General features: G+C 31.0%; 28 protein-coding genes, 1 tRNA gene and 3 pseudogenes. 28 read left to right on the top strand and 4 right to left on the bottom strand.

Annotation, left to right across the window (positions count from 1 at the left end; genetic code table 11):
• Positions 1-86: 86 nt before the first annotated feature.
• From BTJ66_RS01945 to BTJ66_RS01975, 7 genes and pseudogenes are all read left to right on the top strand, one after another.
• Entirely contained in the window at positions 87-698 is a 612-nt protein-coding gene (locus BTJ66_RS01945) for a succinate dehydrogenase cytochrome b558 subunit (RefSeq protein ID WP_099089315.1), read from the top strand.
• Between the two features lie 44 nt (positions 699-742).
• Entirely contained in the window at positions 743-2,506 is a 1,764-nt protein-coding gene (gene sdhA, locus BTJ66_RS01950) for a succinate dehydrogenase flavoprotein subunit (RefSeq protein ID WP_099089316.1), read from the top strand.
• Positions 2,507-2,508: 2 nt separating this feature from the next.
• Positions 2,509-3,330, top strand: a complete 822-nt coding sequence (sdhB, locus tag BTJ66_RS01955) for a succinate dehydrogenase iron-sulfur subunit (protein ID WP_099089317.1) — start codon at positions 2,509-2,511, stop codon at positions 3,328-3,330.
• A gap of 207 nt (positions 3,331-3,537) precedes the next feature.
• On the top strand, positions 3,538-4,338 hold the full coding sequence (gene racE, locus BTJ66_RS01960; RefSeq protein WP_099089318.1) for a glutamate racemase: 801 nt from the start codon (positions 3,538-3,540) through the stop codon (positions 4,336-4,338).
• 11 nt (positions 4,339-4,349) lie between these two features.
• Positions 4,350-4,933, top strand: a pseudogene (locus BTJ66_RS01965) (XTP/dITP diphosphatase).
• Positions 4,930-5,439 carry a YfcE family phosphodiesterase gene (locus BTJ66_RS01970; RefSeq protein ID WP_099089319.1) on the top strand — a complete coding sequence of 170 codons (510 nt, stop codon included), beginning with the start codon at positions 4,930-4,932 and terminating at the stop codon, positions 5,437-5,439. Before BTJ66_RS01965 ends, BTJ66_RS01970 begins: the two are co-directional and overlap by 4 nt.
• Positions 5,440-5,747: 308 nt before the next feature.
• Positions 5,748-5,821, top strand: a tRNA-Arg gene (locus tag BTJ66_RS01975).
• Between the two features lie 51 nt (positions 5,822-5,872).
• Here the strand turns inward: BTJ66_RS01975 and BTJ66_RS01980 are convergent.
• Positions 5,873-6,160, bottom strand: a pseudogene (locus tag BTJ66_RS01980) (tyrosine-type recombinase/integrase); the annotation flags it as partial.
• A gap of 24 nt (positions 6,161-6,184) precedes the next feature.
• Here BTJ66_RS01980 and BTJ66_RS01985 point away from each other — a divergent pair.
• Entirely contained in the window at positions 6,185-6,457 is a 273-nt protein-coding gene (locus BTJ66_RS01985; RefSeq protein ID WP_099089321.1) for an SA1788 family PVL leukocidin-associated protein, read from the top strand.
• Between the two features lie 39 nt (positions 6,458-6,496).
• Here the strand turns inward: BTJ66_RS01985 and BTJ66_RS01990 are convergent, their stop codons facing one another.
• Entirely contained in the window at positions 6,497-7,216 is a 720-nt protein-coding gene (locus tag BTJ66_RS01990) for a hypothetical protein (protein ID WP_153043309.1), read from the bottom strand.
• 689 nt (positions 7,217-7,905) lie between these two features.
• On the opposite strand from BTJ66_RS01990, the gene BTJ66_RS01995 reads away from it, so the two are divergent.
• The 11 genes and pseudogenes from BTJ66_RS01995 (at position 7,906) to BTJ66_RS14080 (ending at position 13,419) form a co-directional block, all read left to right on the top strand.
• Entirely contained in the window at positions 7,906-8,166 is a 261-nt protein-coding gene (locus tag BTJ66_RS01995; protein WP_099089323.1) for a hypothetical protein, read from the top strand.
• 7 nt (positions 8,167-8,173) lie between these two features.
• A complete protein-coding gene (locus tag BTJ66_RS13490) occupies positions 8,174-8,323 on the top strand; it encodes a DUF1514 domain-containing protein (RefSeq protein WP_153043310.1) in 150 nt (49 codons plus the stop codon).
• A 17-nt stretch (positions 8,324-8,340) separates the two neighbouring features.
• Positions 8,341-8,541: an ArpU family phage packaging/lysis transcriptional regulator gene (locus BTJ66_RS02000; RefSeq protein ID WP_099089324.1), complete on the top strand. Its 201-nt coding sequence runs from the start codon at positions 8,341-8,343 to the stop codon at positions 8,539-8,541.
• Positions 8,542-8,564: 23 nt separating this feature from the next.
• Complete coding sequence (locus BTJ66_RS02005) at positions 8,565-8,777, top strand: ArpU family phage packaging/lysis transcriptional regulator (protein WP_099089325.1); 213 nt, start codon at positions 8,565-8,567, stop codon at positions 8,775-8,777.
• 195 nt (positions 8,778-8,972) lie between these two features.
• Complete coding sequence (locus tag BTJ66_RS02010; RefSeq protein ID WP_099089326.1) at positions 8,973-9,710, top strand: hypothetical protein; 738 nt, start codon at positions 8,973-8,975, stop codon at positions 9,708-9,710.
• A 47-nt stretch (positions 9,711-9,757) separates the two neighbouring features.
• Positions 9,758-10,063 (top strand): terminase small subunit, encoded by a 306-nt coding sequence (locus BTJ66_RS13750; protein WP_238597572.1) that lies wholly within the window; start codon positions 9,758-9,760, stop codon positions 10,061-10,063.
• Positions 10,064-10,111: 48 nt separating this feature from the next.
• Positions 10,112-10,279, top strand: a complete 168-nt coding sequence (locus tag BTJ66_RS13755) for a hypothetical protein (RefSeq protein WP_238597573.1) — start codon at positions 10,112-10,114, stop codon at positions 10,277-10,279.
• Positions 10,272-11,412: pseudogene (locus BTJ66_RS02020) on the top strand (PBSX family phage terminase large subunit); the annotation flags it as partial. The gene BTJ66_RS13755 and the pseudogene BTJ66_RS02020, both read left to right, overlap by 8 nt.
• A 734-nt stretch (positions 11,413-12,146) precedes the next feature.
• Positions 12,147-12,356, top strand: a complete 210-nt coding sequence (locus tag BTJ66_RS02030; RefSeq protein ID WP_249740087.1) for a phage holin — start codon at positions 12,147-12,149, stop codon at positions 12,354-12,356.
• A 129-nt stretch (positions 12,357-12,485) separates the two neighbouring features.
• Complete coding sequence (locus BTJ66_RS13760) at positions 12,486-13,352, top strand: peptidoglycan recognition protein family protein (protein ID WP_476661998.1); 867 nt, start codon at positions 12,486-12,488, stop codon at positions 13,350-13,352.
• Positions 13,339-13,419, top strand: coding sequence for a hypothetical protein (locus BTJ66_RS14080; protein ID WP_476661999.1), 81 nt, complete (start codon positions 13,339-13,341; stop codon positions 13,417-13,419). Before BTJ66_RS13760 ends, BTJ66_RS14080 begins: the two co-directional genes overlap by 14 nt.
• A gap of 243 nt (positions 13,420-13,662) precedes the next feature.
• Here the strand turns inward: BTJ66_RS14080 and BTJ66_RS02040 are convergent, their stop codons facing one another.
• Positions 13,663-14,706: an AbiH family protein gene (locus tag BTJ66_RS02040; protein WP_099089329.1), complete on the bottom strand. Its 1,044-nt coding sequence runs from the start codon at positions 14,704-14,706 to the stop codon at positions 13,663-13,665.
• 1,056 nt (positions 14,707-15,762) lie between these two features.
• On the opposite strand from BTJ66_RS02040, the gene BTJ66_RS02045 reads away from it, so the two are divergent.
• The 8 genes from BTJ66_RS02045 to BTJ66_RS02080 all read left to right on the top strand — a co-directional run bounded on the left by BTJ66_RS02045 (position 15,763) and on the right by BTJ66_RS02080 (position 19,982).
• On the top strand, positions 15,763-17,661 hold the full coding sequence (locus tag BTJ66_RS02045; RefSeq protein ID WP_099089330.1) for a glycosyltransferase family 2 protein: 1,899 nt from the start codon (positions 15,763-15,765) through the stop codon (positions 17,659-17,661).
• 502 nt (positions 17,662-18,163) lie between these two features.
• Positions 18,164-18,298, top strand: a complete 135-nt coding sequence (locus tag BTJ66_RS02050) for a beta-class phenol-soluble modulin (protein WP_099089331.1) — start codon at positions 18,164-18,166, stop codon at positions 18,296-18,298.
• Positions 18,299-18,337: 39 nt separating this feature from the next.
• Positions 18,338-18,472, top strand: coding sequence for a beta-class phenol-soluble modulin (locus BTJ66_RS02055; protein ID WP_011303334.1), 135 nt, complete (start codon positions 18,338-18,340; stop codon positions 18,470-18,472).
• Between the two features lie 50 nt (positions 18,473-18,522).
• Positions 18,523-18,657, top strand: coding sequence for a beta-class phenol-soluble modulin (locus tag BTJ66_RS02060; RefSeq protein WP_099089332.1), 135 nt, complete (start codon positions 18,523-18,525; stop codon positions 18,655-18,657).
• A gap of 43 nt (positions 18,658-18,700) precedes the next feature.
• Positions 18,701-18,835, top strand: a complete 135-nt coding sequence (locus BTJ66_RS02065) for a beta-class phenol-soluble modulin (RefSeq protein WP_011303334.1) — start codon at positions 18,701-18,703, stop codon at positions 18,833-18,835.
• Positions 18,836-18,887: 52 nt separating this feature from the next.
• Complete coding sequence (locus tag BTJ66_RS02070) at positions 18,888-19,022, top strand: beta-class phenol-soluble modulin (RefSeq protein WP_099089333.1); 135 nt, start codon at positions 18,888-18,890, stop codon at positions 19,020-19,022.
• 43 nt (positions 19,023-19,065) lie between these two features.
• Positions 19,066-19,200: a beta-class phenol-soluble modulin gene (locus BTJ66_RS02075; RefSeq protein WP_011303334.1), complete on the top strand. Its 135-nt coding sequence runs from the start codon at positions 19,066-19,068 to the stop codon at positions 19,198-19,200.
• A gap of 98 nt (positions 19,201-19,298) precedes the next feature.
• On the top strand, positions 19,299-19,982 hold the full coding sequence (locus BTJ66_RS02080) for a YjjG family noncanonical pyrimidine nucleotidase (RefSeq protein WP_099089334.1): 684 nt from the start codon (positions 19,299-19,301) through the stop codon (positions 19,980-19,982).
• Between the two features lie 237 nt (positions 19,983-20,219).
• Here BTJ66_RS02080 and BTJ66_RS02085 read toward each other — a convergent pair whose 3' ends face one another.
• Positions 20,220-20,660 (bottom strand): N-acetyltransferase, encoded by a 441-nt coding sequence (locus tag BTJ66_RS02085; protein WP_099089335.1) that lies wholly within the window; start codon positions 20,658-20,660, stop codon positions 20,220-20,222.
• Positions 20,661-20,936: 276 nt separating this feature from the next.
• Between BTJ66_RS02085 and bshC the strand changes: the two genes are divergently transcribed.
• The gene (gene bshC / locus BTJ66_RS02090) at positions 20,937-22,550 is read left to right on the top strand and encodes a bacillithiol biosynthesis cysteine-adding enzyme BshC (RefSeq protein ID WP_099089336.1); all 1,614 of its coding nucleotides are present in this window, start codon (positions 20,937-20,939) and stop codon (positions 22,548-22,550) included.
• Positions 22,551-22,663 lie beyond the last annotated feature (113 nt).

A 22,663-nucleotide genomic window follows, 5' to 3' on the forward strand; every position in this document is an offset into this window, starting at 1 on the left:
ATAAAGTTTATATGAAAATAGCAAATACTTTGTACAGTAAAAAAGAAATCCAAAAAAATTAACTGTTTCACAGGGGGGACTTCCTTTTGGCATATTCGAAAAATCAATTCTATTTAAGACGCTTACATTCTTTGCTAGGCGTAATACCAATAGGTGGATTCTTGTTAGTTCATTTACTTGTTAACCATCAGGCAACACAAGGTGAAGCCGCGTTTAACAAGGCAGCTGGATTTATGGAATCTATACCTTTTTTAATTGCAGTGGAATTTATCGTTATCTATATTCCAATTCTGTATCATGCGGTATACGGTGTACATATTGCCTTTACGGCAAAGGAAAATGTGGGGCACTATTCTACATTTAGAAACTGGATGTTTTTACTACAACGTGCTACAGGTGTTTTAACATTTATATTCGTAGCAATTCACCTTTGGCAAACACGTATCCAACGTGCGCTAGGACATGAAGTGAACTTTGACATGGTTCATGACATTGTATCTAATCCATTATGGTTAATTTTTTACATTGTCTGTGTATTAGCAGTAACATTCCACTTTGCGAATGGTCTATGGTCATTCTTAGTTACTTGGGGTGTATTACAATCTAAAAAATCTCAACAAATTTTCACATGGGTTTCACTTATTGTTTTCCTAGTTGTTTCATATATTGGAGTTAGTGCAATTTTAGCGTTTTTATAAAGTATTAAAACAAAGTTTCATATATATTTGAGGGAGTGACATATATGGCAGAGAAGAAAATTATTGTTGTCGGTGGAGGACTTGCCGGTCTGATGTCAACAATTAAAGCAGCAGAACAAGGCGCACATGTTGACTTGTTCTCACTTGTTCCTGTTAAACGATCACACTCTGTTTGTGCTCAAGGCGGTATAAACGGAGCGGTAAATACAAAAGGTGAAGGGGACTCACCATCAGTGCATTTAGATGATACTGTATATGGCGGAGACTTTTTGGCAAACCAACCACCAGTTCAAGCTATGACGGAAGCTGCACCTAAGATTATTCATTTACTTGATCGTATGGGTGTTATGTTTAATAGAACTAAAGAAGGTTTGTTAGACTTTAGACGTTTTGGTGGTACGATGTATCACAGAACAGCTTATGCGGGTGCTACGACAGGTCAACAATTACTTTATGCTTTAGACGAACAAGTTCGTAGCTTTGAAGTCGATGGTTTAGTTACTAAGTATGAAGGTTGGGAATTCTTAGGTATCGTTAAAGATGATGACAACATGGCAAGAGGTATCGTTGCACAAAACATGACGACATCAGAAATTGAATCATTTGGTTCAGATGCAGTTATTATGGCAACTGGTGGCCCTGGTATTATCTTTGGTAAAACGACTAATTCAATGATTAACACAGGTTCAGCAGCTTCTATCGTATATCAACAAGGCGCAATGTATGCCAATGGTGAATTTATTCAAATTCATCCAACTGCTATTCCTGGTGATGACAAACTTAGATTAATGAGTGAGTCAGCACGTGGTGAAGGTGGCCGTATTTGGACTTATAAAGATGGTAAGCCATGGTATTTCCTAGAAGAAAAATATCCAGATTATGGTAACTTAGTACCTCGTGATATTGCAACACGTGAAATCTTTGATGTATGTGTTAACCAAAAATTAGGTATTAACGGTGAAAACATGGTATACCTAGACTTATCACATAAAGATCCACATGAGTTAGATATTAAACTTGGTGGAATTATAGAAATTTATGAAAAATTCACAGGTGATGATCCTCGTAAAGTTCCAATGAAGATCTTCCCAGCAGTTCATTACTCAATGGGTGGTTTATACGTTGACTATGATCAAATGACAAATATCAAAGGTTTATTTGCAGCTGGTGAATGTGATTATTCACAACATGGCGGTAACCGACTCGGTGCTAACTCATTGTTATCAGCTATATATGGTGGTACAGTTGCAGGACCTAATGCAGTGGAATACATCTCAAATATTGAAGATTCATACACAGATTTGGATGATAGCTTTTACGAAAGACGAGTTCAAGAAGAACAAGAAAGATTTGATCACTTACTTAATATGAAGGGATCAGAAAATGCTTATAAACTCCACAGAGAACTTGGCGAAATTATGACAGCCAACGTGACGGTTGTTCGTGAAAACAAATCATTATTAGAAACAGACAAAAAAATTGTAGAATTGATGGAACGTTATCAAGATATTGATATAGAGGATACGCAAACTTGGAGTAACCAAGCCGTGTTCTTTACACGCCAATTATGGAATATGTTAGTGTTGGCACGCGTAATTACAATCGGTGCATATAACAGAAATGAATCTCGTGGTGCACATTATAAACCAGAATTCCCTGACAGAAACGATGAAGAATGGTTGAAAACGACACTAGCTACTTATCAAGGTAAAACAGAGGCGCCTAAGTTTACTTATGAACCTGTGGATATCAGCTTGATACCACCACGTAAACGTGATTATTCTAGTGCGTCAAAAGGAGGTAAATAATTATGGCAGATACACAAGAAGTACATGATACTCCTGCACAAAACGAACAGAATCAACAACCTAGTCAAAAAACAATTAAATTAATCATTAAACGTCAAGACACGGATAAATCAACACCTTATATGGAAGAATTTGAAATTCCATATAGAGAAAACCTTAACGTGATTGCCTGTTTAATGGAAATTAGACGTAACCCAGTAAATAGCAAAGGTGAAAAAACAACGCCTGTTATTTGGGATATGAACTGTTTGGAAGAAGTATGTGGTGCTTGTTCAATGGTTATCAATGGTCAAGCGAGACAATCATGTTCTGCGATTGTCGACCAACTAGAACAACCTATCAAATTAGAACCAATGAGTACGTTCCCAGTCATTCGTGACTTACAAGTCGATCGTACTAGAATGTTTGATAACTTAAAACGTATGAAAGCATGGGTTCCGATTGATGGTACTTACGATTTAGGTCCAGGACCACGTATGCCAGAGAAAAAACGTCAAACGGCATATGAATTATCTAAATGTATGACGTGTGGTGTTTGTTTAGAAGTTTGTCCTAATGTAACGCAGAATAATGATTTCGTTGGTGCGCAAGCGATTTCTCAAGTGAGACTGTTCAACTTACATCCTACAGGTTCCATGACTAAAGATGAAAGACTTGAAGCATTGATGGGCGGAGGCGGTTTACAAGCATGTGGTAACTCACAAAACTGTGTCAATGCTTGTCCTAAAGGCATTCCTTTAACAACGTCAATTGCTGCATTAAATAGAGAAACTTCATTCCATATGTTCAAGTCATTCTTCGGTTCAGATCACCAAGTACAATAATAGAATATATTTTATAATAAGGGCTTAGCATTTGTGTTTAACAAGTGTTAAGTCCTTCTTTATATTAAGCGTAATTTATACATACGACAACAGATTAAAAATAAGTACAAAAAATTATTTAAAATGCTAGTGTTGTTAAATGATTTTAAAAACATGTCTATGCTACAATAAAATACAAGATGATAAATAATAAGGATGAAAATGAAAATGGAAAAACCAATAGGTGTAATCGATTCAGGTGTTGGTGGTTTAACAGTTGCAAAAGAAATTATGCGTCAACTACCGAATGAAACAATATATTATTTAGGCGACATTGAACGTTGTCCATATGGACCAAGAGAAGGTTCTGAAGTAAGACAATTTACTACGGAGTTAGCGCAAAAACTAATGAATTTTGATATCAAAATGTTGGTCATTGCTTGTAATACTGCTACTGCCGTTGCACTAGAACATTTACAAAGTATTTTACCGATTCCAGTTATAGGCGTTATTGAACCAGGTGCAAGAACAGCAATTATGACAACCAAAAATAATGATGTTTTAATATTAGGAACAGAAGGTACAATTAAATCAGAAGCCTATAGGCATCATATAAAGAATATCAATCCCAATGTTGAAGTTTCTGGTATTGCCTGTCCGGGCTTTGTACCTTTAGTAGAACAAATGCGCTATAAGGATCCAACAATTACAAGTATAATCATTCATCAAACATTAAAACATTGGAGAAATAGTAATGCGGACACGGTTATATTAGGTTGCACACACTATCCATTATTATATCAACCAATTAATGATTATTTTGGCGGTGAAAAGGTAGTTATATCTTCGGGATTAGAAACTGCTAGAGAAGTAAGCGCATTGTTAACATTTAGTAATGAACATGCAGGTTATCAACGCCAACCCAAACATAGGTTTTTCGTTACAGGTGAAACAGAGCACATCGAACGTATCATTGCTGAGTGGTTACATATGAGCGTTACCGTTGAAAAAATAGACTTACATGAATAGGAGACATGACCATGGAAGATATTGTTATTGCATCGAATAATAAAGGGAAGATTAATGATTTTAAAGTTATATTCCCAGATTTTAATGTCATTGGTATTTCAGAAATTATAGAAGGTTTTGATGTCGAAGAAACAGGAGATACATTTGAAGCAAACGCAAGATTGAAATCAGAAGCAGCTGCGAAAGCTTTGAATAAACGCGTGATTGCAGATGACAGTGGTTTAGAAGTATTTGCATTGAATGGAGAACCAGGCATTTATTCAGCACGTTACGCTGGTACTGAAAAAGACGATGACGCTAATATCCAGAAATTATTGACTAAGTTAGGTGATGAAACGGATAGAAGTGCTCAGTTTGTATGTGTGATTAGTATGAGTGCCCCAGGAGAACCGACCGTACAATTTAAAGGGACTGTGCAAGGGGACATTACATTGAGTAAAATTGGCGAGCATGGGTTTGGCTATGATCCAATCTTTACATAGATGATAAAAACAAAACAATGGCTCAACTTACAGCTGAAGAAAAAAGTGAGATAAGTCATAGAGGGAAAGCAATTGAAAAATTACAACAATATTTAGAAGGTGATGAATCGTGACAAAGTGGATTATAGTCAGTGATAATCATACAGAGCAAGGCATTCTTTTTGATATCATCAATCATCATGAACATATCGATGTAGCGATTCATTTAGGTGATTCTGAATTTGCATATGATGATAGTGAGTTAAGTCATTTCCATAGAGTTAAAGGCAATACAGATTTTTATCCTGAATTTCCAAATGAAGAAACTGTCGAAGTTAAAGGTATTAAAGCATTTTATACACATGGTCATTTATATCAGGTTAACCGTAACCGTATGCTACTTGCGGAACATGCACAATCAATAGGTTGTCAGTTTGCTTTTTATGGACATACACACGTAGCAAAACACGAGCATATCGGAGATGTACATGTTATTAATCCTGGTAGCATATCTCAATCGAGAAGCGATATTGAAGAAACGTATGCTGAATTGCTAGTTGATGAAGATAAGAAGCAAGCAACATTGAATCTTTATAATCGTGATCATAAAAACATTGATAGTGAGCAATTTGAAATCTAAAGATAGCATGCATATAACAGTGATAGTTTAACATCTGATAAATTATTGTTTGGATTTATTGGGTTATCGGTGAACTAGTGATATATGATACGGCTAGGTGAGAGAACCCAATTTTAAAATATTTGTTTTCTTATCTAGCGTTTTAATTAAAGTGAGCAGACTTAACGTTTTATAATTGTTTTAAAGTATTTTAAGAAAAGATGATAAAAAGTCCATTAAAGTGAAAAATCATATTTATTTTTAATACTTGAAGTATTGCTTTATAGCGCTAAGTTAGATATAATTATTCTTGTGTTCAAAAACAACATGTCCTGGTAGCTCAGCTGGATAGAGCAATGGCCTTCTAAGCCATCGGTCGGGGGTTCGAATCCCTCCCAGGACACTATACCCGTTGATATATCAACGTTTCTAATGAGTAAGTGTCAAATATGTGTCAAGAGAATAATTCTCTGACACGTTGGCCTTGCTCTTTTTTATGTTCATCAAGTAAATGTGTGTAAACATCAAGAGTAATTGATATGCTAGCATGTCCTAATCTTTTACTAATATATTCAATTGATATCCCTTTACTTATAAGATAACTTGCGTGTGTATGTCTTAATGAATACGGTGTTATCTCATCTGCGATATTAAGTTTTTCCTTGGCCTTTTTAAAAACTTTCGAAACTGCATTATGAGATAGACTGAATAAATTTCCATCAATTCTTCTTGGATGGTTAGCTATACTTTTTTTAATATATTTCAAATGGCACTATTGTGCAGAAGAATTGAGTTGGGTCGGTCATTATATGAATCGGTAAATGTACCAGTTGGTATGAAGATAAAAGAGTTTAGAGAAAATGAACAAAAGCGAAAATTAAATTGCGTAGAACATAACAAGAAATTGCACATATTGCTTTTAGAAGAAAAACAAAAGAGAGAAAGGAAACCATGGTTATACGATGGCACGCCTCAAATACATCCAAGAAGCCAATATGTGCAAGATATGATGGTAAATGATATATATCTAAAAATGTAAGTAACTATGAAAACGATTGACTAAATGTAATAAAATGAATCATTTATTTCGTTTTGAAAAGTGAAGAATTGACATTAAGAAATTAAATTTTGCTTTTTTAAATTTGTAAAAAAACCATATTATTAAAAATAATAACGCTAAAAAAGTCATAGTTTGTGTTAAGAATTGAGAAACATAGCTTCCTATAACAAAATATAAAAAAGGAAAAGAAGAAAAAAAGATTGTCATATAAGAAAAAAGTTGAATTTCACTCTCCCAAAGTTTAATTTTAATTAGTTCTGTCTCTTCATAATCTTTAAATGTATTATAATATTGTTCTTTACTTACATTGACGAAATAGTTATATAACTTAGGGATAAGATTACCATTAATTAAAGTAATAGTAGTTAATGAAATTGCTATATAATCAATGGGCAAAGTACTTTTACTGTTGACAATAGAATTAAATAAAACACTAACATTAAGTACAAATAATAAAATGCATATTAAAAACATAGACCATTTACTATATCTATAGGGTTTTTGAATTTTTTCTAAGATATTAGTATTTTCTTTTGTGGAATTGATGCTTGAATATTGGTTTTGATCACTATTTAAAATTATTTTTTCTTTATTCTTTAAATTATAATACTTGTTTGAAGTTGCTTTTGTATGTTTAATCAATAGTAGGGCTCCTTGGAATAAGAAATTTAATTTAAATGATATTAAGGCAATAAATTCATAGATATGGTTATTTAATGGAGCTAAAGCAAATGACATTCACACTTAATATATTAAGTGTAGATGGAGAATTTCTAAATAAAATAACAAGAGATAATTTAAACTACCCCTTGTTATTATTGAAAACAGTATAACAAAAGCTTATAGATGCGCCAATAGCTGATAAAGCACTGAAAACAATCGTGTTATTTGAGGGGTTTGTAGAAGCTAATATAAATACAAAAATGAATGTTATCAAGAATACACCTAACGAGCATAGTAAACTAATTTTTAAAATTTTTATGGTGTGATTGAAATTAAGAATTAAGATGAATAACATCCAGAAAATAAAAATTAAATATGTAACTAGAAATGATAGTAAAAATGATAAAAACCAATTTTCTTGAAGAGATTTTAAAAGTAAACCTAAATTACTACCTTCAGTTTTCATGAGTATCTGTGGAAACTTGGTATAGGTTGAAACGCATACGTATAAAAAGCAAACTACGATAGTAATAACTAGAAATGATTTTGTGATTTTTTCGATTTTATTACCTAAATCAGTTAGAAATAAATCTTTTAAGTCTTTTTTTCATTTTTATCTCCTAAAAAATTAATTTACAAAATAATATTCTACATGAATTTAGGAGTGATAACAATGCAATGTCTAATACGCATATTTATTTTTTAAGGTTTTATACTAATATTAAAGGAGAATACAACTATGAAAACTATTATTAATTCCATTAGTGGCATTAACTTTTTTATTAGTAGGTTGTACTTGGTTTGATAATGTTAAAAAAGACCATGAGAGTGATACTAAAGGATTGAAAAGAACTGTTACCGTATACAGCAAAACTGGAGAAATTTTGAAGAAATATAAGGGGGATAATGTAAGGACTAAATATAATGAAGGTGGAGTATTAGTAATTAATATTTATGGTAAACGTGTTCAAATCATGAATAGTGATGTTTTTTTGAAGAAAAGGGTGCAGAAAAGTTTGAGGTGAATAAGTAATGTGGATAGCAATAGCATTTATATTAGCAATCATAGCTTTAATAACTTTAATTACAAATAGTATCAAAGACGATGAGATAAAGAAACTACAACTTAAGCTAGGTTATGTAGAGGGAATTATTGAAGGTAATAAAAGATACAAGCAATAAAGCTAAGGAGGAATATTATGCAAAAGTTATTTAGTTCAGTTGAAGTTGATTATAGAAAAACAAGAAAGAAGGTATACAAACTATTTGAGCGTTATAGATATCTTATAGAATTATTGCCTTTAGAAGTATCACCAAGACTTACGCAGAACTTTAGCTTTATTCCTCCTTCGACTAAGCAAACATTAAATGGTATTGAATCTATTGCTAATAAAAGATAGAATGACAAAAATTAGAAGATGAATTGAATAGTATATCTCAACTATTAGATGATGGATTAAATACGTTAAGTGCAGAAGAAAGTATTATCATAGGTAGAAGATATTTAGTAAAAAATAATGATACAGATTATCAAATATATACAGAAATGCATTTAGGTAAAACTAAGTATTATAAGATGAAGAAAAGAGCTGTAAATAAAATGGGTATTCATCTTAACTTAGAATTTTATAAATAATAAAACGTGAACTATTTGCGAATGAAATGCGAACAATATTTTGAGTTCCATGTGTTACATTAATAGTGTGAACTGTAATTGTTAAGTGTTCACTATACTATATTATATTAAGGCATATCACATAATGTGGTGTGTCTTTTTTAATTTATAGGATATAATAAATGTGTTGTGTAATGAAAACAAGGGAGATAAATAATGGATAATAAAGAAAATTTAAAATATTACGATGAAAAAGATTTTAAGAGAATAAAATTGCATTTTAAATACGTAGGCATTATTTTTATACTATTTACAACACTTATATTATCATATGTATTTTTTGATAAGAATGGAGCGTGGCAATTTTTATCATTTGCAGGAGTTTCATTATCGATTGTATTATCAGTGATTGCTATCTTAATTACATTAATTGATGTAGCAGGTCAAAAGCAACAAGTAAATGAAATTTTTAAAAGTTCTGAAGAATTAAAAGAAACAATTAGCAAACAAAAATTATTGATTCAAAAGCATGTAGAAAACATAAATAATGTTGATGATATGTTGAACAATGCCTTTGAAAGAAATTTGAAAGATATAAATTTTGTAAGAGAGAAATCTGATGGAGACTCTGATATAGAAAAAGATGAAAAAAACAAAGACAATTCTACACCATCTATAGCAACTAATTATTATTCTGAAAGTTGGTTCTCTTCTGTATTTAGAACTATACATATTAATAAAGAGTTAAGTTTATTACAAGAAGATGAAATAATTAAAATATTAAGTGAATTTAAATTTGTAAAAGTTAAATTTTACAGCGACAAAATTGAATTAGTCTATAGCTCATTATATACTTCGCCTTTGGTTGATAAGGAATATATGAAAAATAGAGCTTCAAATCTAATATTAAGATATTTAAATAAAGAAAATTTATTAATGTCATCTAATGAATAGATGACGTATTTATTTTTTCAATTAGCATAAGAAGGTGATTCGATTACATGAAATTAACAGTAAAACAACAAAGATTTGCTGATGAATATATTATTGGTGGCAATGCTACAGAAGTCGCTATAAAAGCTGGTTATAGTAAGAAAACAGCTAGGTCAGTTGGGGCTGAAAACTTAACAAAACCATACATTAAGGAATATATAAATAAGCGACTTAGCGAACTAAAAGAAGAGCGGTTAATGAGTGTGGAGGAAGCATTAATGATTTCTGCATCAATAGCTCGAGGTGAACATCAACAGTCTTATACAAAGATATATAACAATTTAAAGGATGAAGTTGATAAAGAAGTTACGTAAACCATTACACATAGAATCGAAGAACGTCAAAGATCTATTGAACATATATTGAAAGTTCATGGTATTTTAAACGGTCGTTTAGCTAATGAAAAGCTTGAAAAAGAAATACAAATATTGCAGAAGAAAATTGAACAAATGGATAAAGCAGAAGGCAATAATCAAGAATCACAGATTGCTAAAGCACTTATTAAATTAGCTGGTGGTTCTGATGATTGATAAAGTATTGAATTCAAAACAACAAGAAGTTTGGAATTGTTTTATAAACAAAAAACCTAAAATTTTAATAGCAAGCGGAGCTAAGCGAGCAGGTAAAACGTATGTGTTTATACTGCTTTTTTAATGCACATAGCTGGTTATGAGAATAAAGAACTGAACTTTATTATTGGTGGTGCAACTCAAATTTTCATCCGTCGTAATGTGCTAGATGATATTGAATTGATACTTGGGAAAGAGCTTAAATTAGATAAATCAAATGCAGTTAAAATATTCGGCAATAAAGTTTATGTATTTGATGGTCAAAACGCAGATTCGTAGAAAAAAGCGCGTGGTTTTACTTCAGCTGGAGCATTTCTCAATGAAGGTACAGCATTACATGACACATTTATTAAAGAAGTATTGACACGTTGTAGTTATAAAGGCGTAAGAATATTAGTTGACACAAACTCTGAAAACCCGATGCATCCAGTTAAAAAAGATTATATTGATAATTTTGGCCAAAAACTATCCAATGGCAGACTAAACATTAAAGCATTTCAATTCACTCTATTTGATAATACTTTTTTAGATAGTGAATATGTTGAGTCAATTATTGCTAGTACGCCAACAGGAATGTTTACTGATAGAGATATATACGGTAAATGGGTAGCAGCTGAAGGCGTTGTATATAAGGATTTCAACGAAGAAATACATTACATCACAGAAGAATATTATAATCAAAAACAAATTAAAAAGAAGTATGCTGGTGTCGACTGGGGATATGAACATCACGGATCAATTGTTGTGATTGCAGAAGATATAGAAGGCAAGCGATACCTAATTGAAGAACATGCTTATCATCATAAAGAAATAGATGATTGGGTTGAAATCGCAAAAGGTGTTATAGAGCGACATGGCAATATCTTATTTTATTATGATACAGCTCGAACTGAACACATAAGCTGATTTGGTAAGAAGGAATTAAAGCTAGGTATGCTGATAAATCGGTTTTATCTGGTATAGAAGTAGTTGCTAGAGGATTCAAATTTAATATGTTATTTATTATTAAGGAGAAAGTTAAGTTGTTCAAAGATGAAATATATAACTATGTATGGGATGAGAAACAAGATGAATCATTGAAAGCTAATAAGGAGGTAAATAATGGATGAAACTAGTCTCATATATTGGAATTTTAGTGTATTAATTCCATTTTTTTATAAATATTTCTACATTTTGGATAAGAATTAATAAAGATAAGCGAGAGAATGAAAATAGGGTGACGGTAATTGAAAGTAAAATATGCAATCATGATGATGATTTGAAAGATAATAGAAGATTTTAAAAGTCAAAATGAAGTTTTGAAGTTACTTTATAAACTTAATACACATAGTGATATAATGCTTAAAATGATGGATGAAATTAAACAAGAATTGAAGAAAGAATATTAGTGTATGTGGTAAAATATTAATGTGAGTAAGTTGGATAGATGGTGGCTAATCTCTTTAATTAAGGGGTGATGCCTATGAGATATGGTTTGACTCCTAGAAAGGAGTAACATTGACTGATTATGAAATGTTGATGATTGTTTTGACAATCATTGGCCTAGTATTAGTTAGTAAAAATGACCATAAAAAATAACCATCTCTAGCTTTGGCGAGTTGTAGATGGTTATACAATCATTTATAAAAGTCACCGTCTTTTTAACGGGCTCACTTGGGCGATGCACTTATGGTGTGTGTTGCCCTTTTTTCTATCTATAAATTAACACAATATAAAAAAATTATCAATTTTTTGAGTCGGCATAGTCATGTCGGCTTATTATTATGAGGAGAAAAATAATATGGACGTAAAAGTAACGGTAATCGTAAGGGTATAAAGTTTAATTTTGGTGTTAGTGAAACAGTGGTTATCAAATAAAGGAGTTAGTCCAATTCCAGTTGATGAGTCAACGTTAATGACTATTGCAGTCGCATTAAGTACAACATGGAAAGATAATCCGTTTACTAGCGCTGCTAAAGAAAGTAATAAAATGATGAAAGAATTAAAAACGCAAAATAAGTATGAAAAAGTAGTGATGCGTAGTGGCAAAGAAAAATGAAGCATTAAAATATGTTAATTCACGCACAGGCATTCAACATGATTATGATAGTAATGGATTTTGGGGAGTCATACGACTCCCTTTTTTTGATGACTTAAAAAAGGATGAGAAAGTATGGGCAAATAGAGAATAGGTACATGGAAAGGCGTATCCGTTTATACTGATTTTTTACCAATTGGTACGCGTCGAACAGGGCAACGATTAGATAGCGGTAAACCTCGGTTTGCGGTATTTCACGATGCAGGAAATCGTGATTCCACAGCACAACAAAATGTTAATTATTATAGAAATACTTATAATATTGATTGGGCTAGTTCAGCATCAGCACATATTTTTGTAGATGATAAAGAATGTATCATTTGTATACCAGTTACGGAGAAAGCATGGCATGTTTTATATGATATACCTATCGATAATAACTGGTATAGTGATGATGCAAATGATATCGCATTTGGACTTGAATCATGTTATTTCTCTGAGCGTTCACGCACACTTAAATCACTAGATAATCCATGTCGTATTATGGAAGCATTATGTAATTCATGGGAAATCAACCCACGTAATGAGATGCCTGGACACCAACAAATACAATATGATAAACAAGACCCAGGTAATTTATTAGCAGCAGCAGGTTATGGAAGAAATGATATAAGTGTACTTGATAATTTAGTACTCAAGCATATGAAAGGTGATTCACCAATACGAAAAGTAGCAAAAGACGTAAAAGAACCAATAAAAGCAAAACCACCTCGTATAGTTTGGGCGTGGAATGATATATTCACATCTAGTAAAAATAATACGGAACCAATTGTTGTTAGACGTGCAACGGGATTAGATAAAGCGCAAGTAGATAGAGGTTCTTGGATTTATCCAGGAGAATATGTGAAATTCGATCAAGTTATTAAAGATAAGAAAAATGGTTTGTGGTGGATTAGGTTTAAATATCAGGCATTTGGAGCAAACAAAAAAGATAATTTTTTTCATGCCTATAGGTAAGATTACTGATAAAGAAGAGAGGTTATTAAAAGAAAAAGCATTATGGGGTAAATTAGAAGTTAGATAGCATAATATATAGCTTTAGCTCGTTGTAAAATATCCTCTGAATATATAATATAAACAAGGTGAAAATATAGCTATTAATAACTTGTGGTAATAGCATGATATCATCGTTATATTGAGGGTAAATAGCGTTATGCACTTACCCTGTTTTTTATAAGTCTGAGAGTAACGCGAAATTATTTAATTAAGTTATAATTTGATTAAAAGAAAGGTTTTTAAGATGTGCTTCAATATTTGTTTTGTTGGATTACAGTTCAAATATATTTTTTGATCCTAATATTACAAAAGTTCTATCTAAAAGTGCAGTTTGTTGATCTTTACTCAACTCTAAATTATTTAAAAATTCATCTATAACTTTATCCTTAAAAATTCTTTTCTGACGAGGAAGTAATTCAGCTTCACCTTTGTCTTCGTCATTTAAATATTTATTTATAATTAGAAACTTATTACTATTTGAAATTACTTGGGTCGCGATTTTTTCCCACCATAATTTATCGGTGACGCCCATAGACATCCCGAAAATAAAGTATATTTGAGTTTTATTTATCAAAGAATTAATAGTTTTGGGTATTGTTCCATCGTCATAATTTTGTAGTTCTGGTTTTATTATATCTCTTAAAGAACGTTCTTTAAAAACATCTGGATTAGAAATTTGACTTATATCATTTACACCTAAAAATGCTCCGGTTCTTAATTTTCTATGAACGTGTATAGGCTCTCTACATATGAATCTTCCATTGTTAGAGTCATTAATTTGTTTAGTAAATTTTATGATATTATTCAAAGTATCTGTGTAATTAAAATTAACGAAATTGAAGTAGTATGTGGGATTATTAGTACTTTTCAAAAGATTTTTAATTCTAATTTCATTCTGTTTTTCTATTCCAATATAGAAATTTAACCTTAGTTTTTCAAACATTTTTTTAGCCATATCTTCTGTTACAGTGTAATTGTTTTGTTGTGAATCTATGTATTCAATAAAATCAAATCTAAAATCATCTAAATCATTTAAATATTTCTCGCTTTCTGTCTCATTTTTCAAGTTGATTGTATATTGACCCAAAGCTTTTTCAAAATCTGCCCAATCCACATCGGATGCATCATCCTCAGTAACATTTATATCTTTGGTATCAATCATAAACTTTTTAATTGCTTCCAAAAAGTAATTATCTTTTTTAATCCTCTTTTTAATTTTTTGATCATCTACTAGAAATTTATAAAAATCTATATAACTAGTTTCTAATTGTCTTGACAAATCAAAACCGTTACCTATGAAAAATGTAATATCCATTAATCGTATCTCTACCTTTCTTATTTTGTAAAAAACATTATATCATACAAGTGTGAGATTAAGTATCATTACAAGGATGGGTAGAAATAAGGTGGGCTATGGTGTATAAATTTTATTTCAGATTCAAAACCACTTAAACTTTAATAATATAGATGGAATTTTAAGAGTAAATCTATGGAGAAATATAATTTTGTAATAATAGACTAATAAAAGTACTGAAAGACGAGTTTCTACCATTATAATGTGTAATCATTGTTAAGTTTTATTTTTATGGCACTGACATGGCACTAAAACGCTATAAACGCTGATAATAAGGGCTGTATAGCAGTCCTCCCAGGACACTAATACGTGATAATACATGATATTGTGTAACTTATCTCATAGCAAGAACGTTGATAAATCAGCGTTCTTTTTATTTTACCTTAAAATGCTATATGTAAAGCATTTGGTCAAGCAGTGGCCAATATATAATAACCTAGGTAACATGTTATATATGTATTTAAAATTACCAAGACTTTAACGGAATAATTATATATCATTCATTTAAGAATCTTGTTCGAGCGAGGTTCTTTTTATTTTGTAAATTATCTGAATAAAGCATATTGCTTTTTGAAACTGGTACTACACTGTTGTAGTAGAAACGTCTTTGCGAAAGTAGGGTTTGTTTTGTAAAAATCAACCTTTTTCATTAGTTGCTCTTCAACATCTCATACCTGTAAAAATAAGAGCAATGTTGCAAATGATACTAATTATTAAATGAATATGTTGCATTATAGAGAAGTTAAAATAGCTAAAGTAAACATCACCTTCTATTTCCTTCTAATAATAATGAAATTCAAAACTTTTTAAAGCATATAAATTTTATTCTTTTAACACAAATAAGTTAATTTTAAGTGTAGTGTAAGAGGATTATATGTTACGTTAGTGTAAGCCTTTTTCAAAATTTAAAAGTATGTATATATACAGATATATAAATTAAATTACAAAGGGTTAGAAATAAGATATATAGAATATCATATAAATTATATAGAAATTACTTAAAAGGGGATTCATGCAATGAAAAAATTGCTATCTATCATAGTACCTGTATACAATAAAGCATTATTTTTGGAAGACTGTATTGAGTCTATCAATCAGTTAAATATGAATAAAGAAAACATTGAAGCAATTTTTGTAGATGATTGTTCTAGTGACCAGTCATTAGAAATCTTAGAAAAATTTGTGGCAAAGTATCATTTTATAAAATTGATTAAATTAACAGAGAATACTGGGAGCCCGTCAGAACCTAGAAATGTGGGGATAAAGCAGGCACAGGGTGACTATATTACATTCTTGGATGCGGATGATTGGTTGGATGCAGAAGGGTTGCCAATGTTGCTAAATCAAGCAGCGACGCATCAATCGGATGTTGCTTTTGGCCATAGTGTTAAACACACTGAAAAAATTATTAAAAAATTGGGCAGATTCAGTTCATATAAAGTCGCTAATAATTTAGTTCCTTATGAGATTGATCGAATATTTAGAGCAGTTGGACCACCTGGGAAAATAATAAAACGTGAAATTATATTAAAAAACAATATAACATTTAAACATATGAAATATGGAGAAGACAAATTGTTTTTTATAGAAGCAATTTCCAAATGTCAAACTGCATCGATGAATCCAGCCCCTGCTTATCATGTTAACCGCTATTCATATAATCAATCACTAGTTGGTCAAACGAGTATCATTGAAAAAACACAACTAAATTTATTAGTTTTAGAAGAAGTGTTGAAATTAGATATTCCTGAATATGCAGAATATCAAGCAATTAGTAGGATTGTTGAGATGGATTTTATGTCGCGTTTATTTAGTAACAAGCGTTTTTTAACCGCTGAAAATAAGACTGCATTTTATGAATTATTTAATCAAATGGAACGCACGCTTGAAAAATACGGGAAAAATTTAGAAAGTTATCTATTAAATGATAAATTTAGAAATATTTATCATTTTTTGAAAAACGGAGCATATCAACAACTATGTGACTTTATAGAGATTATCATACAAGGACAGAATGCGAAGAGATATGTAAAAGATAACCAACTATATTTTTTATTGCCTGAAAATTTAACAGAGGCATTACCTATAAAGGAACCACTTTTCGCTGTATATGAAGGAACCCAGCTCATTGATCAACAAATGAAAGATGTCATTCGTATATATAAAGATGAGCAGAGGGTAATTAACAAGGTTGAACTGACGGAAATTAATAACGAAATAAATGCTAAAAATGTAAAATTTGAAGAGCATCATCATTATATCTATATAGATACACATGAATTAAACCAATGTGATTTTGATTTTAACATTAGTATTATTTATGATGATTATAATTTTGTAAATATCAATACAACTCTGCCGAATGCGAGTAATCTCGTTAAACTTAAAAGACAGAATTTTAAGGCTGAATTTTTATCAACTTTAAAACCAAGACAGAAGCAAAAGCAAAATGTGGTTGATACAAGTAAATATTTAACTTACAACCCTGAAGCAGTGTCATTAGTTAAACAGGCTAAGCTGTATAACGATATCGAGTTTAAACAGCCTGCTAATGTTGAAATTGAAATTGGAGAATTGATAGATATTCATGCACTCGTGTATACAGATAAAGGTACTCCTAGGCTGCAAACGGTGAATGGTTATTATTTAACAGCGAATAAACAATTTGTACAAGAGGTAAATAGATTTAAAATAGCTCAATATATTAATAAGCGACCAGAAGCTATAACTATTTTGAAAAAATGCAAAGAATATCAAAATAGGAAATTTGAAGGGACAGCATTAAATATCATGACGATGGGTGAACGTGTAGATATCAAAAAAATTGTACTATCTCCCAAAGGCACACCTAGACTTAAAACCTTTAACGATACATTTATCACTGCCAATCGTGATTTTGTAAAAATATCGAAGTGATATTTAATTTTTCAAACAGAAAACGTATATTAATCAAAAGAGACGCTACGGTAAAGCGTCTCTTTTTTTATGTAATAATAAGCTAAATTTAATAATATATTAGACATCCATTTAAATGTGGGGTTTATTTATGTAGTGAAATAGATGAAGGAATATAATCAAATAACCTGAATATAACATCAATAGTAAATTCACATGTTTTCGTATTTTATTATCATAAATAAAATATTGATTGAACTTATAAAGAACTGTTTGTTTCACTAAATTGCATATAATTAAATTGTGCATTATACAGTTAGGCATGCAAAACTGTTTTGATTAATAAAAAAATTAACAGATAAAGCAATTTTATGATTGAGTAAGAAAAAACACACAATTTAATAGCGTGATATCTTATAGTATATATATCGAACGATAGCTAGACAAATCCATATTTGAATAGCATTGTTCACTTCATAAATAACAGTCATAATAATCTAATTTTTAATAAGGGGTGTTTATAATGGAAGGTTTATTCGAAGCAATTAAAAACACAGTCCAAGCAGGAATTGCTGGAGACGGCGCAAAAATTGGATCAGGCGTATTAGATATTATTTCTAACGGTGCATCATTAATTAGTAAGGCACTAGGACTTTAATCTAAATTTTAAAATAATACTTTAAAGGGGCTAAACATAATGGCAGACTTATTCAACGCAATTAAAGAAACAGTACAAGCAGGAATTGCTGGAGACGGCGCTAAATTAGGAACAAGCATTGTAAGTATCGTTGAAAATGGCGTAGGCGTATTATCAAAATTATTCGGATTTTAGAATTAAACTATATATAAACAATAAATTATAAATAAAAGGAGCATTAAATTATGACTAAATTAGCAGAAGCAATCGCAAACACAGTACAAGCGGCAAAATCAGGTAACGGATCAGAACTAGGATCAAGCATCGTAGATATCGTATCAAGTGGTGTAGGTTTATTAGGAAAATTATTCGGATTCTAAATCAAAAATATAAAATAATTAAAATAAAAAGGGGCACATTATAATGGCAGACTTATTCAACGCAATTAAAGAAACAGTACAAGCAGGAATCGCTGGAGACGGCGCTAAATTAGGAACAAGCATTGTAAGCATCGTTGAAAATGGCGTAGGCGTATTATCAAAATTATTCGGATTCTAGAATTAAACTATATATAAACGATAAATTTTAAATAAAAAGGAGCAATTAAATTATGACTAAATTAGCAGAAGCAATTGCAAACACAGTACAAGCAGCAAAATCAGGTAACGGATCAGAACTAGGATCAAGCATCGTAGATATCGTATCAAGCGGTGTAGGTTTATTAGGAAAAGTTTTCGGATTCTAAATCAAAAATATAAAAAAATTAAAATAAAAAGGGGCACATTATAATGGCAGACTTATTCAACGCAATTAAAGAAACAGTACAAGCAGGAATCGCTGGAGACGGCGCTAAATTAGGAACAAGTATTGTAAGCATCGTCGAAAATGGCGTAGGCGTATTATCAAAATTATTCGGATTCTAGTATTGTTCATATTTAGATTCAATGGTCAGGGTGATAACCTTGGCCATTTTTTGTGTTATATTATTCATAAATAGATTGAAAGTATTTGAGGGTGAAATATGACAACTAAAAGTTTATTGATAGATTTTGATGATACATTGGTGGATTTTCATGATGCAGAAGCATATGCGTTTTATAAAATGACAAAGCAATTTCAAATAACAACAAACGAAAATGATTTAAAGATATTTATGAAAATTAATCAGGCACACTGGGATGCATTTCAACAGAATGAATTAACGAAAGCCGAAGTTTTAAGTAAGCGTTTTGAGGCGTACTTTCATTTACATCAAATGACTGTGGATGGTAAATTAGCTGACCAAATCTTTAGAGATGAATTAGCGAATGCACCGATTAAACATTTTGATCTTACAATAGAAACACTCAAACAGTTAAAAGAAGAACATGATTTATACATAGTGACTAATGGCGTATTGGAAACACAAGAAAGACGTATTGCAAAGACGAAGATTGGACATTGGTTTAAAGGTGTTTTTGTTTCAGAACAAACCGGCTTCCAAAAACCGATGCCGGAGTTTTTTGATTATGTATTTAATGAGATTGGTGAGGATAAACGAAATAACGCTATGATTATAGGGGATTCTATATCTTCAGATATTTTAGGTGGAAAAAATGCAGGCATTGAAACATGTTGGTTTAATCCAAGGCATAAAGATAATGATACTGAAATTAAACCAGATTATGTGATTAATGTTTTAAGTGAGATGATTTCATTGGTATAGTGGTTCATAAAAGAGTGCATTAAATCAAAAGTGAGCCTGGAACTTAAAATAAGTTCTAGACTCACTTTCATAATGTCTGTAAGCATTTGAGCTTAAGCTCAAATAATCATTTAAAGCTATTTCTCAATTTATTGAGTTTGTTGGACTTATGCATGAGCATGAACTCAAGTAATCCATGACGGAACGGGCTAACGAAATATTTTAATAAGATTAGCTTTCTGTCCACCGATCACTTAATTATGGTGTCCAAACTAATACATCATGACCATCTCTATTTGTTTCTTCTAAATCTGTAAAGCCTTGTTTAATGAAAAAGTTTTTAGATTGATTACGTGCGATTACTTTAATTGGCAAGCCTTGATCTTTGGCATAATCTAATAATAACTTACCATAACCACGATCTTGAAAATCACTTAAAACTTCTAATTTCCAAAGTATATTGTAATCATCAAAATTCGGAAAATGAGTTTCTTCTACTTCTCCTTTGCGATATAGTGCCATTCTTGCCCCTAAACGATCACCTACATATATACCATAGAATGGTGAGTCTGAGCTTGCATCAATCATTTCTCCTTGAAGTTCATCAACTAAGTATAAGTCTTTGTTACCGAAGTTTCTGAAATCTTCGAATAATTCGTCTGTTTTATAATTTATATCAAGACGCTTTACACTACTCATCGCATCTTCCCCCTTTGTAATAATATATTCTATTATACCTTATTTTTAATATTTTTTCACAAAAATGACGGCTTAAACATATTTCTATTTGCATAGGCGATTTTATTTACAAAAAATTATAAACTAGAGCAAATCAAATTATAGAGAAAAGAAATTCAAAATCATTATACAATGGATTAATAATTAAAAATTTAATAATTATAAGCCGTTAAATTGTCAATAATGGATATAAACTTTATACTAATGAGGAATAGAGTAACATAAGGAGAATTACGCATGGATTGTATGATTACAAAACTAAACGATAAAGACCAATTTATTTCTAAAATTAAAGCTAGTGATTCAACATTAGGACAATTTTATAATTTCGATGCTATGAGTGAAAATAGCTACAGTGAGCGATTATCAGCTCCAAATAATGGTAGAGAAGCTGCATTAGCGCAAGTCATAAAAAATTACATGAGTGACTTAACATTAACAGAGAAACAAACTGAAAATATAACACGATTAAGTAAAGGTGCAAAAGTAGTTATTGGAGGACAACAAGCTGGCTTATTTGGAGGTCCATTATATACTTTTCATAAAATATTTTCTATTATAACGTTAAGCGAGAAGCTTTCAAACGACTATAATACAAATGTGGTGCCTGTATTTTGGATTGCTGGTGAAGACCATGATTTTGACGAAGTGAATCATACTTATGCCTACAATGCGCAAATTGCAAAATTGCAAAAAGTAAAATATCATACAATGACACCGCCAGAAGCAAGCGTCTCAACCTATTATCCGGATAAATCACAATTAAAAAATGCATTAACACAATTTTTTAAAGAAATGAACGAAACGCAGCATTCTAAGCCGTTAATAGACATGTGTACAAAGATTATTGATCAATATGATTGTTGGACAGATATGTTTAAAGCGTTACTAAATGAAGTGTTTAAAGCATATGGTTTATTAATGATTGATGCGAATGATGCTGAGTTACGCCAGTTGGAGCAACCTTTTATAAAAAAAATAATTAAAAACCACAAGGATGTAGATGCATCATTTAGGAATAACCAAATAAACACGGTTGCAAGTGGATTAGAAAAAATGATACAGACAGATACGAATGTACACTTATTTCTACAAGAAGATAATATGAGGCAGTTGCTCTTGTTCAAAGATAATCAATTTTACTTAAATAAATCAGATAAATACATATCTGAGAAGGCATTGTTAAATATAGTTGAAACAGAACCAGAACGTTTTTCAAATAATGTAGTAACTCGGCCTATAATGGAAGAATGGTTGTTTAACACGGTTGCATTTGTGGGTGGTCCAAGTGAAATTAAATATTGGACAGAGTTAAGCGATGTGTTCAATACATTGGATGTATCTATGCCTATCGTCTTACCACGTTTGAGAATCAGTTACATGTACACACGTACTGAAAAATTACTTGCTCAATATCAATTGAATGAAAGTTCAATTATAGAAAATGGTATAGGAGAAGATAAAGATAGGTTTATACGCGCCAACGCTTCTCAAACATTTCTTGATAATGTTGAAGAGATGAAGAAACAACAAGAAAAATTATTTACTTCTCTTCAATCAGAAGTTTTAGGAAATAACGATAATCAGTTATTGTTAGAGAAAAACAATAATATTCACCAAAATCAGTATGATTATTTAATTAAGCGTTACTTGTTGAATATTGAAAGAGAAAACGAGATCAGTATGAAACATTTTAAAGAGTTAAGTGAAACGCTTCATCCAATGGGTGGATTGCAAGAAAGAATATGGAATCCACTACAAATAATGAATGATTTTGGGATAGATGTGTTCAGTCCCTCCACCTATCCACCACTTTCTTACACATTTGATCACATTATCATTAAACCCTAGAAACTAAAGGGTTTACCCGATTCATCAATATGATGAATCGGGTATTTTTTTACGTTTTTTAAGAAAAATAGGTGAAATTTGTATAATTAGTGGAGGATAGTGGTGAGATGTGG

Origin of the sequence: Staphylococcus edaphicus, from assembly GCF_002614725.1 — a bacterium.
Lineage (GTDB): Bacteria > Bacillota > Bacilli > Staphylococcales > Staphylococcaceae > Staphylococcus > Staphylococcus edaphicus.